The following is a 16370-nucleotide window of genomic DNA, read 5'->3' on the forward strand; positions in this document are numbered from 1 at the left end:
AATCAGCGTGAGAAGCCGGGTACCGGGTCCTGGCTGATCGGGCCAAGCAGCCACGCGCCCCATTCGGGCAGGTGCGGCTTGGCCTCGCGCTCGCCAGGCAGCGGCAGCTCGGTGTTGCGGGCCAACGGCTGGACCAGCCGTGGCGTGACGATGATCACCAGCTCCTTGTCCTGGCGCTTGTAGTCGAAGTTGCGGAAGAACGAGCCAATGATCGGAAGGTCGCCCAGCAGCGGGATCTTGCCGACGTTGGAAACGACGTTGGAGCTGACCAGGCCGCCGATCACGAAGCTCTCACCGTCGCCCAGCTCGACCGTGGTGTCGGCGCGGCGCGTGGTGATCGATGGAATCTGCACGCCGTTGAGGGCGATGGCGTTGCTGTAGTCCAGATCACTGGCTTCCGGCGCCACCTTCAGTGCGATGCGGTTGGGGGCCAGCACCGTCGGGGTCACGGTCAGGCCGATGCCGAACGGCTTGTAGGTGATGGTTGTGGTGCCAAGGCCCTGGGGCTCCAGGATCGGCAGTTCGCCACCGGCGAGGAAGCTGGCGCTCTGCCCGGACAGGGCGACCAGGGTCGGTTCGGCCAGCACGCGTGCCATGCCGTTGCTCTGCAGCAGGTCGACATCGGCGTTCCACAGGCCCTTGGTCGAGCCGAACACCAGGCGGAAGGCCGAGGAAATGGGCGATTCGGCTTCATTGCCGGAGTTGCCTTCCTTCATGCCGGGCAGGATGCCGGTATTGCCCGGCAGCTGGCCGCCAGGTCGGGCGAAGCCATAGGCGAAGTTGCCATTGCGGTTCTGGAAGCTGATGCCGATCTGCTTCAGCGCGGTCTTGTTGAACTCGACCACCTTGACCTCGACCTGGACCACGCCGCCACTGTTGACGGTAGAGGCGTCGGCAAGCAGGCCATCCTTGCCCAGCGCCATGGCAGCGGTCTTCTGTTCCTGCATGTGCGAAAGCACGCTGTCGGTGCTGCCCTGGAGCAGGCCCTGGCTGTCCTGCTGGGTGAACATCAGCCCGCTGGTGCCGGCGTCGGCCGCGCCCTGCACCGCGCTCTGCACGCGTACCTGCAACCGCTGTGGCTCGGCCTGCTTGTGGTGCCAGAGCAGCAGGGTGGTGGTGCCCGGCGCCTTGCCGACCAGCAATGCCTGGCGCCGCCCACGCAGCATCACGACATCGGCGACACCGGGATCGGCGATGGCAACCCGCTCCAGATCAGCCGGCAGGTTCCAGGGGCGTTGCTCACGCGCCTGCAATACCAGATCGTCGGCGGCCACACTCGTTGCCGGAGCCAGCAGCACCAGCAGCAGGGCCAGCCAACGCTGGCGGGGAGAGGGGTGTGGGCGGTGGCGACGTTGGGTCATGGATGCGCTCGATGCAGGTCAAAGGGAACCACGAGGGGTGGAACTGTCACCGCGGATGATCTCGATGCCGGCGGACCCGCGTGGCGCGCTGCGTCGAGGCGCCGGGGCGCGGGCGGGCGCATCCGGGGTGCTGCGGGCAGGCGCGTTGCCGCGACCGGCCAGCGCGTCGCCGTCGATGCCTGCGAAAGCGTTGTTCTCCGGCCGTTGCAGCGCGAGCTGCTGTTCTGCGTCGAGGCCGCGCAGCGGATCGATCACGCCGCGCGCCTGGGGGAACAGGGCGAGGTCGGGAAGGCCGGTGTCGGCGGGATTGCGCAGGGCCAGGAACAGCTTGCCCTGCTGCGCTCCCAGCAGCAGACGGTTGGCATCGGCCACCGGTACGGCCAGCACGGCGCTGCGCGCTGGCTGGGTGGCTTCATTGCCCGCAGCGTGGTTGCTGCTGTTGCCGGTGATGTCGGCAGCGCGTGGATCGTTGCGGGTGTCGCCTTCAGTGTTGGCGACGGCATCACTGGCAACCGGGGCGATATCCTGCTGGCCATAGCTGAGTACGCGCAGGCGTGACAGCAGCAGGCGGGTCTGGGCCGCTTCGGCCGGACCGATGGCGTTGGGCTGGGCGTTGCGCAGGTTGAGGAAGACGTCGACGAAATCTCCCGGCAGGATGCGGTTGCCGGCACCGACCAGTTCGTCGACGGGTACCGCCAGCGCGCGCTCACCAGGGCGAAGCTGCAGCGAGAAGCCCTGGGCCAGTGCGCTGCTGCTGATCGCAGTGCCTTCAGCGATATCCTGCACCGGCACCTTGCCGACCACCGCGGCGATGCTGCTGGCAGCACCGGCAACCGCCGTGGTCCGCTGCGCCAGGCGCAGCCCATTGGCGCTGATCGGCTCGCCGGCAGGCAGGCGTGCGACCGCTTCCACCACGGTGACCGCCTGCGCTTCGCTGTGCGCGACCGGTGCGGCCGCGGCAGGTGTGGCCTGCTTGTGCCCGATCATCAATGCGATCACCGCCAGCAGCACGGCCAGCCCGATCAGGGCGACGGCGGCGATGCGGGTCAACTTGAGCATGGAACCGTCTCCTTCAGCGATCGTCAGTTGCCGCTGCCGAGGTCGAGCTGCGCGACCGCGATGCTGCGGATGGGAGCCGTCATCACCCACTTGTAGAGCGTGGCGGTGCCGGGCAGGAAGGGATGGCTGGCGTAGTCGTAGCTGACCGTCACGGTCATGCATTGGGCCGTGGCCAGGCCGGCGCAGGGGGCCTGAGCGGATACGGTGATGGCGTTGCTGCCCCCGTTGCTGCAGTCGACGCTCTGTCCCGAGAAGTTCAGCAGCCACTGCATCGAGCTGCGGGCCGCGACGCAGGCTGCAGTACGGCGCTCATTGGCGGTGCCGTAGCGCAGGGAGGCGCGCGCGCCCTCGGCCGAGGCCGTCGCCAGGGTCTGCTGCGCGGCCATGATCATGACCCCGGAAAAGGTGAACAGCAGCAGCGGCAGCAGGCCCAGCATCAGCATCAATGCGAACTCGATGCTGGCCACGCCGCGTTGCTGCCGTGGACTGTGGATGTTCATGCCACACCTCCGTACGTGCTGATGAGGACCCAAGCGATGGCGGACACTCCCAGGTAGGCGGCGTAGGGAATGCCCTGGCGTCCCTGGCGGGCGCTCTGCATCCCGCGCAGCGCCGGGTGCGAATGCCATTGCGAACTCGCCCGGTGCATCTGGGCCTGCAGGCCGATGGGCAGTACCGGGCCCAACCGGCGCGACACCAGCACCAGTGCGGCATGTGCGCCCGCCGCCAGGCTGGCGACGATCCAGATCGGCAGCAGCGCTTTCCAGCCAAGCATCAGGCCCAGCACCGAGAAGAATTTGACGTCGCCAGCGCCCATCCAGCGAAACGCGTAGAACGGGAGCAGCGCGACCAGGCCGAGCGCCGCGCCGGCAACGTGGGAAGCCCACGGCAGGCGCGGCGCGCTGAACTGGCCGGCGATGATCAGTACGATGGCGATGACGGACGCGGACAGCAGCCAGGCGTTGGGCACCCGGCGGGCGTACAGATCGCTGATCACGATCCGCAGGCATACACCGATGGCCAGCAATCCCAGCAGTGTCATCGCACACTCCATCGTCCGTCAGTGGACGGTCAGCAGCTGTTGTCCCTGATCCAGCCTGGGACGCGGCTCAGGCGGGTGTGGTGCCTGATGCCTTGTTGGCAAGCTTGGTGAGATTCTCAAAGAGCGTACTGAAGAACGTCTGGATCTGCGTGCTGCCCAGCGCGATCAGCACACCTGCAATCACAGCGGCCAGCAGCCCGTACTCGAGTGCAGTGACGCCATCTTCTTCTTTCAGGAACTTGCGGATCGATGCGTTCATGACGTTTGTCTCCCTCTACCTGTCTGCTACAGGACACCTGTTGGGCGGTGGCCCGGCTCCGCCGGGATCGTCCGTGGGCCTCCGCACATCCTGGCGGAGGAGGCACGGCGGGATGGACCCGCTGTGCTCAAGCAGGGTGATTGTCTCCAGGTGGGACGTCGTTCGCGCAACCGCGACCGCGCGGCGCGGGGCCGGTGGTCGACGTGTCGAGCGATACGTGCATGGTCATGCTGTCCCCCTGGGTGCGGTCATTATCAAAGACCGGATCACCGTGTTATCGACTTTGCCTGAATGGCGGCCGGCTGCAACCGGAACCTATATGCAAATTCGGCAGAAAATCGTCGGACCTTAAAACTTCAGTCGGTTTCTGTGACGAAAATCCGTTCCCTGGCAAAACGATTCATCGACGTGCAGATAATGTGATTCCGCCTGCCGGCGCATGCGAAAACCGTGCCAGTGGCAGGGACATTTTCTTCACCTGTGTATCTGTTTTCTTCAGCGGGGGCTTGCGGGTTTACCGGGATGGATTATCGGGCATACTCGTATTCAAGCTCTCGTATTTTCCTGGGCGGTTGCGTGGCATTGGCCGCGTCCGCCCCGGCAGCAGCGGCGGTTCCTGGAATGGCGTGGCCCTGTCAGGCAGTGGGGGTCGCGCCGTGTGGCGGATCAACGGGGGGACGACACTGTCATGGTCGATGGTGGGGTAGGAGACAGCGACGACAGCGGCCTGCGGTCGATCGACCTGGCGACGCTGAGCGGCGTGCTTCGTGTATGTGATGTCGAACTGCTTCTGCTCGATGGCAACGGCCCTCGGGCAGCCTTCGCGTCGCGCGTACATGAAGAGGCCTTGTTCTGCAGCATCAGCTGCGGGTTCCATTGCCGTGGTCGTTTCATGCTGCCACCGGACTGGGCGATGCTGGGGTATCTGCACGCAACGGATGAAACGTTGAGCTGGTGCCACGGCGTACCGCTTACCCCCGGCATGGCGCTGACAGTGATGCCGGAAGGCATCAGCGAGTTCACGCTGAGCCCGGGCACGCACATGACCCTGATGCTGGTGCCGGTTGCGCGGGTGCAACGCAAGCTGACCGAACTGAGCCTTCGCAGTACGCCGCCGGCGGGCCAGGCGTTGTCGTTGTTCAATCTCGCCAGCGAAAGCACGCCTCTTGCGCAGCACTACCAGCAGCTCCACCTGCAACTGGGGCAGGGTGCGAACCTGCAGCCGGAAGAAACCGAGAAACTGCTGCACGAACACGTGCAGGCTTTGCTCGGCGCCGGTGCTGCAGACCGGCCTGGATGCAGCCGTGCACGGCGCACCCATTATCTGATCGCGCAGCGGGCGGAGAATTTCATGCGGCTCAACCTGCGCCGCAATATCTACATGAACGAGATCTGCGATGCCGCAGGCGTCAGCGAGCGCGGCCTGCGCTACGCCTTCGAGGATCTGTTCGGTACCTCGCCCAATCGCTACCTGTCGATGCTGCGCCTGTGCGCTGCCTGCCGCAGCCTGTCGATGGCCGATTCCAGCCGCCGTTCGGTCAAGGCCATCGCCCTCAGTTGTGGCCTGTGGGACCTGTCGCGTTTCGCCGACAACTACCGCAAGGTGTTCGGTGAGCTGCCGCGTGACACGCTGATGCGCGCGCCCGCGCAGATCGGCCAGCCCGCCTGATCCAGGCCCCGTAAGGGTTTCCCGGCAGTTCCTGCCGGAATTGCATATCCGCTTGCCGATATGGTTGCCGCTTCTGCATAACCGGCTGCCGATTCCGACCGTGGATTTGCCGGAATGCGCGATTGCCGTGCCGGAATGAAGTGCGCAGCCGCCGTTGCAAACGCTGAAATGTCAGTCACCTGCCTAACGGCAAGTCCACTGACATTCCAGTTGTTCGCCTACGGGGGAAATGCTCATGAACCGCATCTACCGGCGTGTATGGAACCGCCAGCTCAATGCTCTGGTTGTGGCCTCGGAACTGGCCACCGGCGATAGCGGCGGCAGCGCCGCCCGCGATCCGCGCAGTGCCCTGCTGATGCCCACCGCTCTGGCCCTGGCCCTGCTGTGCGCGCTGGCCAGCGGGCATGCGGGAGCATCCGAATCCAATCAATCGCTGCGTGACCTGCAGGCGCTCGCAGCCAAGTACGCGCAGCCGATGCCGGTCAAGGTCGACGCCGAAGTGGCGTTGGCCGCCGCCTCGCGCCAGGCGCAGAGCACCCCGGCAATCAGCGCTGATGCGCGTGTCGGCCTGCAGCTGAGCACGAGCGCGTTGCCTGTGGTGCGCGACGTGCTGCCGGCCACGGTGCAGGTGAAGCTGGGTGCGAACGCCGCGCCGAAGCAAGTTGCCGTTCCGGCGCTGGCGGCCGATGTCCGTGCCAATGTAGGGTTGGGTCACGCGGCTGCCAATGGCGCGAAGGTTGATGCATCGCTGGCGGCACAGGTTGCGCCGTCCGCACATGCGCCGCTCGCTGTCGCTGCGGATGCGCGGGCGAAAGCCCATGTCGGTGTCGCCGGCAGCCAGGTGGCGTCGATCGATGCCGGGGCCAAGGCGGCGGCCGCCATCAGCGGCGCATCCGCCGGCTCCGTGTCTGGCCTGAAGGCCTCGGTTGACGGCACGCTTGATTCGCAGTTGAAGGTGGCGGGCCACCAGGTCGATGGCCGGGGCCAGGCCAGGGCAACGGCGGCGGTCACGTTGCCGGCCAAGGAAGAGCTGCCGGGCGAGACCCACGATCGTGCGATCACCGCCGCCTTCGATGCCGGCGTGGCCGGCAAGGTACGCGTACAGGCACCGGACGGCCAGGAGGTGGTGGCCGACCGCAACCTCAAGCTGGCGGGCCAGGCCACTGTGGCGGCGCAGAACAGTGCGCTGGGTGTCGGTGGCCTGGTAGGCGGCGTCGTTGGCGCCGCTGGCAGTGCAGTCGGCGGCGCGCTGAACGGCACGGTGGGTAATGTCGGAAGTGCAGTCGGCGGTGCTTTGAATGGCACCGTCGGCACGGTTGACAGCGCAGTGGGCGGTGCACTCAACGGCACGGTTGGCACGGTGGGCGGCGCGGTAGGTGGTGCACTGAACGGTACGGTCGGCAACGTCGGCGGTACGGTGGGCGGTGCGCTGAACGGAACCGTTGGTGCAGTCGGCAGCGCAGTGGGCGGTACGCTCAACGGCGCGGTTGGTACTGTCGGTGCCGTCGGCGGCGCCGTGGGTGGCGCACTGAATGGAACCGTCGGCAACGTCGGAGGCGCAGTGGACGGTGCACTCAACGGCACTGTTGGCACGGTGGGCAGCGCGGTAGGTGGCACGCTCGACGGTGCGGTTGGCACTGTCGGTGCCGTTGGCAGTGCGGTGGGTGGTGCACTGAACGGCACGGTCGGCAACGTCGGCGGTACGGTGGGCGGCGCGCTGAACGGAACCGTTGGTGCAGTCGGCAGCGCAGTGGGCGGCACGCTCAACGGTGCAGTTGGCACTGTCGGTGCCGTTGGCGGTGCGGTCGGTGGTGCACTGAACGGCACGGTCGGCAACGTCGGCAGCGCGGTTGGCGGCACGCTCAACAACACGGTGGGCGCGGTGGGCAGCACCGTTGGCGGGGTGCTCAATGGCGCTACCGGCGGCAGCAGCGGGGGCTTGGGCGGCCTGCTGGGCAACACGCTTGGCAGCGTCGGCAGCGCCGTGGGCAACCTGCTCAACGGCAATCTCAACGGCACCATCGGCAATCTCGGCAGTGCCGTAGGCGGCCTGGTCGGAGGTACGCTGAGCGGCCTCGGCCTGACCAAGCCCTCGGCGATTCCACCGACCAGCCCGAAGGCGCCGGCTCCGGCTGATCCGAATGCGGGCCTGATCATCGGCACCGGCGGGCTGGTCGGCAACGTCGGCCAGCTGATCGGGCCGACCACCACCAGCCTGTTCGGCGGCAACGGCTACCTGAGCAACGGCAATCTCAAGCTCAGCAACGCCAACGTGATGCAGACCTATTCGACGGTCAACGTGCTGGGCCTGCCGGTGGTGAACCTGTCGCCGGTCGGCAGCACGCTCAATGGCCTGGGCGGTGCCGTCACTGGCGGCAGCTCGCACCTGACCCTGATCGGTGGTGTCACCTCCGACAGCTACATCTACAACATCAACAACGGCAACCCGGGTGGACTGCTCGGCCTGCTGCTGCCGAAGGACTCGCCGGCGTGGGCGGCCAAGTGCCTGGACATCGCCCTGGCCGACATTTCCTGCTGGGCCGTCAACGCAGCGCAGGACTACCAGGTGCTGATGGGCGACGGTGCTTTCGCCAACGGTTCGAAGGAAGTGGTGATCGGTGCCAATGCACGGCACGAACTGCCGAAGGTCGATGCCAACGTTGCCTTCCCGGGTGCAGGCACCAATGACCCGAGCAACCCGACCGGCGTGCCGACCGCGGACTACGCCGCACGCATGGGCCATTCGGTGATCGTCGGCGACAGCGCGGTGGGTACGGCCAACGGGCAGACCCTGCTCGGTGCCGAGGCCACCTCGAACCAGGCCAACTCGGTCGCGCTGGGCTATCGCTCCGCTGCGCTGCGCGGGGCCCAGGCCAGCTACACCGCCTATGGGCTGACCGCACCGCAGGTCTCGGCCGGTGAAGTGTCGGTGGGCACCGCCGGTGGCGGCGAGCGCCAGATCACCAACGTCGCGGCCGGCAGTGTCAACACGGATGCAGTCAACGTGGCGCAGTTGAAGGGCGCGATCAGCCTGATCAACGGCGTGGCCGATGCCGCCGTGACCTACGACCTGGATGCTGGCGGCAACCCGAACTACCGTCGTGTCACGCTTGGCGCGGGCACCGGCACCACCACCATCGGCAACCTGGCCGGCGGCGCGGTCACCGCCGGCAGCCTGGAGGCGGTCAACGGCGGCCAGCTGGCCGCGACCAACGCCGCCATCGCCAGCTTCTTTGGCGGCCGTGCAGCGTTTGATCCGGCCAGTGGCGCCTTCACCGCGCCGCTGTTCGAGATCAGCACCATCTCCACCGGTGGCGCCATTGCCAAGGGCTTGTATACCAACGCCACCGATGCGTTCGCGGCGGTCGACGGCTCGCTGGTCAACCTCAATACGCAGATCACCGATATCCGCAACGGTGGCACCAAGTACCTGCGGGTGAACTCGACCGGCACCGAAGCCCTGGCCAGTGGCGCCGATTCGATCGCGGTCGGCACCAATGCCCGCGCCACCGCCGCGAACAGCATCGCGGTGGGTGCCGGCAGCCTGGCCGACCGTGCCAACAGCGTGTCTATCGGTGCGGCCGGTGCCGAACGCCAGGTCACCAACCTGGCCGCGGGTACCGCCGCCACCGATGCGGTCAACGTCGGCCAGCTGCAGGCGTCGGAGCAGGGTGCCCTGCGCTATGACCTCAACGGCGACGGCAGCGTCAACTACGCCAGTGCCACGCTGGGCCAGAGCGGCACCGCCACCACGCTGCGCAACCTCGGCCCGGGCCAGGTCAGTGCCACCAGCAGCGAGGCCATCAACGGTGCCCAGCTGTTTGCGGCCAACCAGGCCGTGGCCACCCACCTCGGTGGTGGTGCGGCGGTCAACGCCAGCGGCGTGCTGACCGCACCGACCTACTCGATCAACAACGTCGCCGCCAACGGCACCGTGACCAAGGGCAGCTACAACGACGTCGGTACGGCTTTCGACGCGGTCAGCAATTCGCTGGCCAACGTTGCCGACCAGACCGGCGAGGTCGACAAGCTTGCGGTGAAGTACGACGTCGATGGCGCTGGCAACGTACTCAACAGCGTGACGCTCAAGGGCGCCGGCACTGGTGCGGTGAAGATCACCAACGTCGCCGCCGGCAGCATCCAGGCTGGCAGCAGCGATGCCATCACCGGCGACCAGCTGTTCAGCACGAACAGCACCATTGCCAACTACTTCGGCGGCACCACCGCGTACAACGGCACCACCAACGTGTGGACTGCGCCGAAGTTCAGCATCTCCAGCATCGCCACCGATGGCACCTTCACCAGCGGCGACTACAACAATGTCACCGCCGCCTTCACTGCGGTGGACGGCTCGCTGAAGGTCCTCAACCAGCGCATCACCAACGGCGGCGGTGGCAGTGCCTACCTGGCGGTGAACTCGACGGCAGCGGCCGCTACGGCGGCGGGTGCGGAAGCGGTAGCGGTCGGCCCGCAGGCCAGTGCGGCCGGTGCCAACAGCGTGGCGGTCGGCAACGGTGCCAGCGCCAGTGCCGGCAACAGCGTCGCCCTGGGTGCCGGTTCGGTGGCCAGCGTCGGTGCACAGAGTGGCTACACCGGCGCGTATGGCCAGACCGGCGCCAGCAACTCGGCCGGTGAAGTTTCGGTCGGCAGCACTGGCGGCGAGCGCAAGATCACCCATGTTGCCGATGGCTCCGATACGTACGACGCGACCAACGTCGGCCAGCTGAAGAACGGCGTGAACTACGCCATCGACGAGTCGAAGAAGTACACCGACCAGAAGATCCAGAACATCACCAACGTGGCCGGCAGCTTCCGTGCCAACAACACCAACAACCTGGCCGATCCGTCTGCCAGCGGTGCCAACTCGGCCGCCGGTGGCGCAGGCTCCACCGCCGCCGGTGCCAGCTCGACCGCGCTGGGCAATGGTTCGCAGGCGCAGGCCGACAACTCGGTGGCGCTGGGTGCGGGTTCGGTGGCGAACCGGGCCAACACGGTCTCGGTCGGTGCCGCCGGCGCCGAACGCCAGGTGGTCAACGTGGCCGACGGTTCGCAGGCCACCGATGCGGTCAACGTGCGCCAGCTGCAGGCTTCGCAGCAGGGCACGATCCGCTACGACACCACGGTGAACGGCGCGACCAACTACAACAGCGTCACCCTGGGCAGCACCAGCAGTGGCCCGACCACGGTGCGCAACGTCGCCGCCGGCACCGCCGGTACCGATGCAGTCAACGTCGACCAGCTGAAGTCGGGCATGGCGCAGACCCTGGACTGGTCGAAGGCCTACACCGACGAGCGCATGGGCGGCTTCGAGCGCGACCTGCGCAAGACCGACAACCGTGCTTCGGCGGGTATCGCTTCGGCGATGGCTACCGCGGCGCTGCCGCAGCCCAGCGAGGCCGGCCGCAGCATGGCCTCGATCGCGGCCGGCAGCTACAACGGCGAGTCGGGCGTGGCGGTGGGCATCTCCGGCGTCTCCGAGGGAGGCCGCTGGATCTACAAGTTCAGCGGGTCGACCAACAGCCGTGGCGAGGCCGGTGTGGCCGTCGGTGCCGGCATCCAGTGGTGATCGCTGTTGCCGGGCCGCACGCGCGGCCCGGCACCGCGCAAACGTCCATAGGGGGAATGACATGAAACAGCATCGCATCGCCCGCAGCGGCCAGATGGCCGCCATGCTGGGCCTGATCCTGGGGATGGGCCTGCTGGCCGCCTGCCGCAGCCATGCGCCGGCCGCCGACGCTCCTGCCGAAGCCACCGCCGTGCACTTCCCGGAGGCCTCGAAGGCCTCGCTGAAGGAAGGCATTTATCCCGACGTCGCCGACCTGCGCCGCTTCGCGCCGGGCATGACCAAGCGGCAGTTGTACACGCTGCTGGGCACGCCGCATTTCAATGAAGGCATGTGGGGCGTGCGTGAGTGGAACTACCTGTTCAACTTCCGCACCGCACAGGGCGCGGAGTACTTCACCTGCCAGTTCCAGGTCCGCTTCGACAGCAAGGGCATCGCCCAGGGCGGCTACTGGAAGCCTGAATCATGTGCGGCGGTGCTGGACCCGCCGCGGCCTCCGGCGCCACCGCCACCGGCACCGGCACCGCTGCCGGAGCAGCCGTTGCGCCTGTCCGCCGATGCGTTGTTCGGTTTCGACAGCGCGGTGCTCAGCGCTGAAGGCCAGCAGGCGGTGCAGGGCATCCTGGCGCAGGTACGCGAAGCCGCGCAGGTACAGTCGATCCGGGTGACCGGCTACACCGATCGGATCGGTAGTGCCAGTTACAACCAGACCCTGTCGCAGCGTCGCGCCGACGCCGTGCGCAGCGCGCTGGTACAGGGCGGCGTGCCTGCAGCCAGCATCAGTGCCGAAGGACGCGGCGCGGCCGAGCCGATCGTGCAGTGCGAGCAGCGCAACCGTCGCGAGCTGATCGCCTGCCTGGCGCCGAACCGGCGGGTGCAGATCGCCGGGGTGGCGCAGCCACGCTGAGTTTCCTGCGCCGGGGCATCGCTCCGGCATCCCGAGTCCCCCCTGACCGTCGGCAGGACGTGGTTACGTCTCCCCCGTTGACCGCGCCTGCCGGCGGCTCAGGTTTTCCATGGTGCACGCGATGAACGCCCAATTCCTGCCTCTTTCCATGAAGACGGAAACCACACTGAGTGTGTACGGCCAGCTCGGCAATCATGCCGTGGTACGCATTCCCGGGCGGCGCCTGCCGGGGCTGATCCTGCAGGCCGATACCGTGGCCGGGTTCCTGGCCCAGCTGCAGGAGGCCCAGGCCTGCCTGCGCAGTGGCCGTGCACAGCGCACCGACGCCGAGCTGGACATGCTGATCGACGTGCTCCAGCAGTGGTATGCGCTGATCGAGTCGCGCCTGGCCGACGCTGGCGAGGCGCTGTAGAAGAAAAAGGGGACGGAGGGGATTAAGTCGTTCTTGCCCCGGCAGTGCCGGAAACGACCTAATCCCCTCCGTCCCCTTTTTTGTATCAGGCGCGGGCGCGGACCAGCCAGCACGCCGCATCCACGCGTACACGGTCGCCCTCGATGAACGGGGTGAATCCCGCCACAGCCTTGTTCCGGAGCGAGGTGGCGCGGTCTTCGGGCAGATTGCGCAGCGCCAGTCCCAGCGGGCCAAGTTGGCCGACATAGGTTGGCAGCTCGTCGCGGGCGATCGAACAGGGCAGGTCGACCGCAACCACTTCGACGTCCTTCCAGCCGGCGGCCTGCAACAGGCGCTGCACGTGTTGGCCATCGGCAAAGGCGAACTGGCCCGGTGCGCCGGGTACGCGCGGCGGAAGCTCAAGTGCATCGCCGATCGCGCGTTCGGCCGTGGTCATGAACGGGTTCTCGTCGGCACTGCGCCAGGCGATGAAACGCAGGCCCGCGCCTGGCGTTGCGGCGTGGTGCAGGTTGGCGAAGGCGGCCTCGGTATCTTCGAAGAACATCACGCCCAGCCGCGACTGGATCCAGTCGAAGTGCGCGGAGGGCAGCGGATGCTGCTGCGCATCGGCCACGATGAAGTCCGCGTCCAGTCCTGCCGCTCCGGCGCGCTGGCGGGCCAGCGCCAGCATCGGCGCGGAGATGTCCAGGCCGGTGCTGTGTGTCGCCGGGCGAGCAGCGGCCGCGGCCAGCAGGCTGGCCCCGGTACCGCAGCCGATGTCGAGCAGTTGCGTGACGGTATCCGGAAGTTCGGCCACCAGCAGGTCGGCCATCGGCTGGAACAGGCCGTCGAGAATGGCCTGCTGTGCGACCCAGATCTGGCCGCCTGGGCCATTCCAGAGCGCATTCTGATCAACGGGGGATGTACTGGTCATGGCCTTGTCCTGCCGGGTAGTTGCCCATAGGTTGGCGCTTGAAGGTCACTTGAGGTCAAGCCCGTGCGTGAACTGGATATCGGCGAGGTGGTCAAGCGCAGTGGCGTGCCGGCCTCGACCCTGCGTTACTACGAGCAGCTCGGGTTGTTGCAGTCGCTGGGCCGTCGTGGCCTGCGCCGGCAGTACGACGAACAGGTGCTGGAGCGGCTGGCGCTGATCGGCCTCGGCCAGGCGGCGGGGTTGTCGCTGCAGCAGATTGGAGCATCGCTGCCGCCGCAGCGCGGATGCCTCACGCTGGACCGGGAGGCCCTGCTGGCGCAGGCTGATGTGCTGCAGCAACAGATCAGCCAGCTGCAGCGGGTACGCCGGCACCTGCAACGTGCGGCGGCCTGCCCGGAAGCGCAGGACGCGCGGCAGTGCGGTTCATTCCGCAAGTTGCTGCGGGCACAGCAGCGCATGGCGGGTGGGTGAGAGACGAGCATCCACGCATGGCGTGGATCTGCTGCGCCGCGACCTCGGTAGGTCCACGCCCTGCGTGGATGAATCAGTCGCGGGTGCTGACTTCCCAGGTGGCATGCAGCACGCCCGGCACGTGTTCCATCCGTGCCAGCACCACGTCCAGCTCGTCGGCACTGACGGCGGTACTGACCAGCACCGCGATCACATCGGTGGGCGCGTCGGCATGCTCGACCACCTGTACGTCGCCGACCGGATACTGCGCGGCCTCCAGCGCATCGACCAGGCGCTCGCGCACGCGCGGCACGGCTTCGGCATCCACGCTCAGGCGCACTTCGTAGGTCGCTTCGGTGGCGGCCTCGTTGATTGGGATGCGGTTGATCGCATTCACCAGCGGCCGCAGCAGGGTGTTGCCAGCGATGATCAGCACGGTCAGCAGCACGCCTTCGGCCAGCATGTCCGCGCCGGTACAGCTGCCGACCGCCGCCGAGCACCACAGGGTGGCGGCGGTGTTCAGGCCGCGCACGTTCATGCCTTCCTTCATGATTACGCCGGCGCCGAGGAAGCCGACCCCGGAGACCACGTAGGAGATCACCCGCACCGCCTCGGCACTGCCGGCGATGCGCATGCCCAGGTCGACGAAGGCGGCGGCGCCGACCGCCACCAGCACGTTGGTGCGCAGGCCGGCGGTGCGTTGCCGGTACTGGCGCTCGGCGCCGATCAGCGTGCCGAGCACGAAGGCGGCCAGCAGGCTGACCACGGTGTCGGCGAAGGGGCCGGCCTGGAAGGTTTCAATGAAGCGCATGGCCGGAGTCTACCCGGTCGAGGTGACAGTAGATCCACGCCATACGTGGATTTCGAGGGGGCCAGAAACGACTTAATCCCCTCCGTCCCCTTTTTGCGGGGTCAGTCGGCGTCCTCGACGCGCTCGCCCATCAGTTCGCGCTGGCGCTTGTCCAGTTCCTCGGCGTAGCGCTTGCGTACGAAGGCTTCGGAGACCACGCCCAGCACCTGGCCGTCGGCGGCGACCACGGCCAGTTCGTCGGCCTGGGTCTGGTCGAAGCGTTGCATCACGCTGACCACGTCTGCGGCCGGCGACAGCGAAACGTCACGGTTCTCGGCCAGCTCGCCGATCGCGGTCTCCGGCTTCACGCCGTCGCCGTAGACGCGCGGGATCTGTACGATGCCGGCATAGTGGCCTTCGCCGTCGATCAGCACCACCCGGCTGCCCGAGCCCAGTGGGAAGCGCTGGCGGAAGGCATCGGCGTCGAGGTCGGCCGAGGCGGTGGCCACGCCCTTGCGCATCAACCGGCCGGCGTTGAGGTTCTGCACCCAGCCCACGTCGCGGGCGCTCTTGATGGTCTCGCCGCGCAGGTGCATGCGCCAGGTCGAGAACGAATAGCCGAACCACTGCCGCACCAGCGTGCTGGAGACCAGCACCGCGCTCATCACCACGCTGGTCAGCAGGAAGTCGTGGGTGCCTTCCAGCACCAGCATGGCCATGGTCATTGGCGCGCCGACCACGGCGGCGGCCAGCGCTGCCATCCCGGCCAGTGCGGCCGAGGTGGCGTCGATCACCGGCACGCCGGTGGCCATGGCGAGCAGGCCGGCGAACAAGGCGCCGACCAGGGTGCCCATGAACAGCGAAGCGAAGAACAGGCCGCCACGGAAACCGAACCCGAGAGAGATGCCGGAGGCCAGGCACTTCAGGGTCAGCAGGCCGCCGATCCAGATCAGTGGCAGATGCGTGGTCAGGTCCAGGTGCAGCGCGCCATGGCCGGACGACAGCACCTGCGGGCTGGCCAGTGCCAGCGGAATCAGCAGCAGGCCGCCCACCACCGGCCGGCCCCACAACGGCAACGGGCTGCGCTTGACCGCGCCCTCGATCGAGGCGATCAGCCGCATCACCGCGATGCCGACCATCGCGCAGCAGCAGCCCAGCAGCCCGTAGATGGCGTAGTCGGCGGCGCCGACATCAATCGTCGAGGCGGCGGGCAGCAGGTAGGCCTCGATGCCGGCCTGGTCGGCGACGAATGCGCCAGCCAATGCAGCGACCGCCACCGGGGCCAGCGCGGCCGGGGTGTAGGCGCCGATGACGATCTCGAAGGCGTAGAACGCACCAGCCAGCGGTGCACCGAAGGCGGCGGCGATGGCGCCGGCGGCACCGGCGCCGACCAGGATGCGCACGTCGTTGCGGCGCAGGCGCATCACCCGGCCCAGTTGCGAGCCGCTGCCCGCGCCCATCTGCGTATACGACGCCTCCAGCCCGACCGAGGCGCCGCAGCCGTTGGACAGCAGGGTCTGGGTCAGCACGATGAGGTTGTCGCGCATCGACATGCGGCCGCCATGCAGGGCATTGGCTTCCACCGCATCGAGCAGGGGCCGCTTGAGCCGGGTCGCGGCCAGGCTGACCAGGCCGACCAGCAGGCCACCCAGTGGCAGTACCAGCAGCGCGGTCCAGGTCAGCGAGGGCAGGGAACTCAGGCGCATGCCGTCGTCCAGCCCGTACAGGGTGCCCTGTAGCCAACGTGCGATGCCGGACTGCAGCAGGGTCAGGTAGCCGGCGATCAGGCCGACCAGCAGGGCAAGCGCAATGAACCACAAGTCGCTGCCGCGCAGGCGCAGGCGCAGGCCCTGGAAGGCCAGATGCAGGCGCGATGGCGAAACAGGCAATGACATGGTGGCGGCATGATACGCCGCCACCGTGATCGCCGCCGTCACTGCATCGG

13 protein-coding genes are annotated in these 16370 nt (G+C 67.7%); 5 read left to right on the forward strand and 8 right to left on the reverse strand.

The window, feature by feature from the left end; all coding sequences use genetic code 11:
* Window positions 1–2: 2 nt before the first annotated feature.
* From VPH47_RS08595 to VPH47_RS08615, 5 genes are all read right to left on the reverse strand, one after another.
* Entirely contained in the window at window positions 3–1361 is a 1359-nt protein-coding gene (locus VPH47_RS08595) for a type II and III secretion system protein family protein (protein ID WP_110712598.1), read from the reverse strand.
* 18 nt (window positions 1362–1379) lie between these two features.
* On the reverse strand, window positions 1380–2420 hold the full coding sequence (gene cpaB, locus VPH47_RS08600) for a Flp pilus assembly protein CpaB (protein ID WP_368850516.1): 1041 nt from the start codon (window positions 2418–2420) through the stop codon (window positions 1380–1382).
* Window positions 2421–2443: 23 nt separating this feature from the next.
* Window positions 2444–2920 (reverse strand): TadE/TadG family type IV pilus assembly protein, encoded by a 477-nt coding sequence (locus tag VPH47_RS08605; RefSeq protein ID WP_110712596.1) that lies wholly within the window; start codon window positions 2918–2920, stop codon window positions 2444–2446.
* Window positions 2917–3462, reverse strand: coding sequence for a prepilin peptidase (locus VPH47_RS08610; RefSeq protein WP_164161986.1), 546 nt, complete (start codon window positions 3460–3462; stop codon window positions 2917–2919). The genes VPH47_RS08605 and VPH47_RS08610 overlap by 4 nt, the downstream gene beginning before the upstream one ends.
* A gap of 67 nt (window positions 3463–3529) precedes the next feature.
* A complete protein-coding gene (locus VPH47_RS08615; protein ID WP_049448369.1) occupies window positions 3530–3721 on the reverse strand; it encodes a Flp family type IVb pilin in 192 nt (63 codons plus the stop codon).
* A 688-nt stretch (window positions 3722–4409) separates the two neighbouring features.
* On the opposite strand from VPH47_RS08615, the gene VPH47_RS08620 reads away from it, so the two are divergent.
* The 4 genes from VPH47_RS08620 to VPH47_RS08635 all read left to right on the forward strand — a co-directional run bounded on the left by VPH47_RS08620 (window position 4410) and on the right by VPH47_RS08635 (window position 12272).
* Complete coding sequence (locus VPH47_RS08620) at window positions 4410–5390, forward strand: helix-turn-helix domain-containing protein (RefSeq protein ID WP_110712594.1); 981 nt, start codon at window positions 4410–4412, stop codon at window positions 5388–5390.
* A gap of 235 nt (window positions 5391–5625) precedes the next feature.
* Entirely contained in the window at window positions 5626–10956 is a 5331-nt protein-coding gene (locus tag VPH47_RS08625) for an ESPR-type extended signal peptide-containing protein (protein WP_368850517.1), read from the forward strand.
* 61 nt (window positions 10957–11017) lie between these two features.
* Complete coding sequence (locus VPH47_RS08630) at window positions 11018–11860, forward strand: OmpA family protein (RefSeq protein WP_153855553.1); 843 nt, start codon at window positions 11018–11020, stop codon at window positions 11858–11860.
* A 121-nt stretch (window positions 11861–11981) separates the two neighbouring features.
* Entirely contained in the window at window positions 11982–12272 is a 291-nt protein-coding gene (locus VPH47_RS08635; RefSeq protein ID WP_019659952.1) for a hypothetical protein, read from the forward strand.
* Window positions 12273–12357: 85 nt separating this feature from the next.
* On the opposite strand, the gene VPH47_RS08640 is transcribed toward VPH47_RS08635, so the two are convergent.
* Window positions 12358–13185: a class I SAM-dependent methyltransferase gene (locus tag VPH47_RS08640; RefSeq protein WP_368850518.1), complete on the reverse strand. Its 828-nt coding sequence runs from the start codon at window positions 13183–13185 to the stop codon at window positions 12358–12360.
* Window positions 13186–13248: 63 nt separating this feature from the next.
* Here VPH47_RS08640 and VPH47_RS08645 point away from each other — a divergent pair, with 63 nt between their 5' ends.
* Window positions 13249–13656: a MerR family transcriptional regulator gene (locus VPH47_RS08645; protein WP_368850519.1), complete on the forward strand. Its 408-nt coding sequence runs from the start codon at window positions 13249–13251 to the stop codon at window positions 13654–13656.
* A gap of 73 nt (window positions 13657–13729) precedes the next feature.
* Here VPH47_RS08645 and VPH47_RS08650 read toward each other — a convergent pair whose 3' ends face one another.
* Window positions 13730–14446 carry an MgtC/SapB family protein gene (locus VPH47_RS08650; RefSeq protein WP_005409984.1) on the reverse strand — a complete coding sequence of 239 codons (717 nt, stop codon included), beginning with the start codon at window positions 14444–14446 and terminating at the stop codon, window positions 13730–13732.
* A 101-nt stretch (window positions 14447–14547) separates the two neighbouring features.
* Window positions 14548–16320 (reverse strand): chloride channel protein, encoded by a 1773-nt coding sequence (locus VPH47_RS08655; RefSeq protein ID WP_368850520.1) that lies wholly within the window; start codon window positions 16318–16320, stop codon window positions 14548–14550.
* Between the last annotated feature and the right edge of the window lie 50 nt (window positions 16321–16370).

This window comes from Stenotrophomonas sp. WED208, from assembly GCF_040984485.1.
Classification (GTDB): Bacteria; Pseudomonadota; Gammaproteobacteria; order Xanthomonadales; family Xanthomonadaceae; genus Stenotrophomonas; species Stenotrophomonas riyadhensis.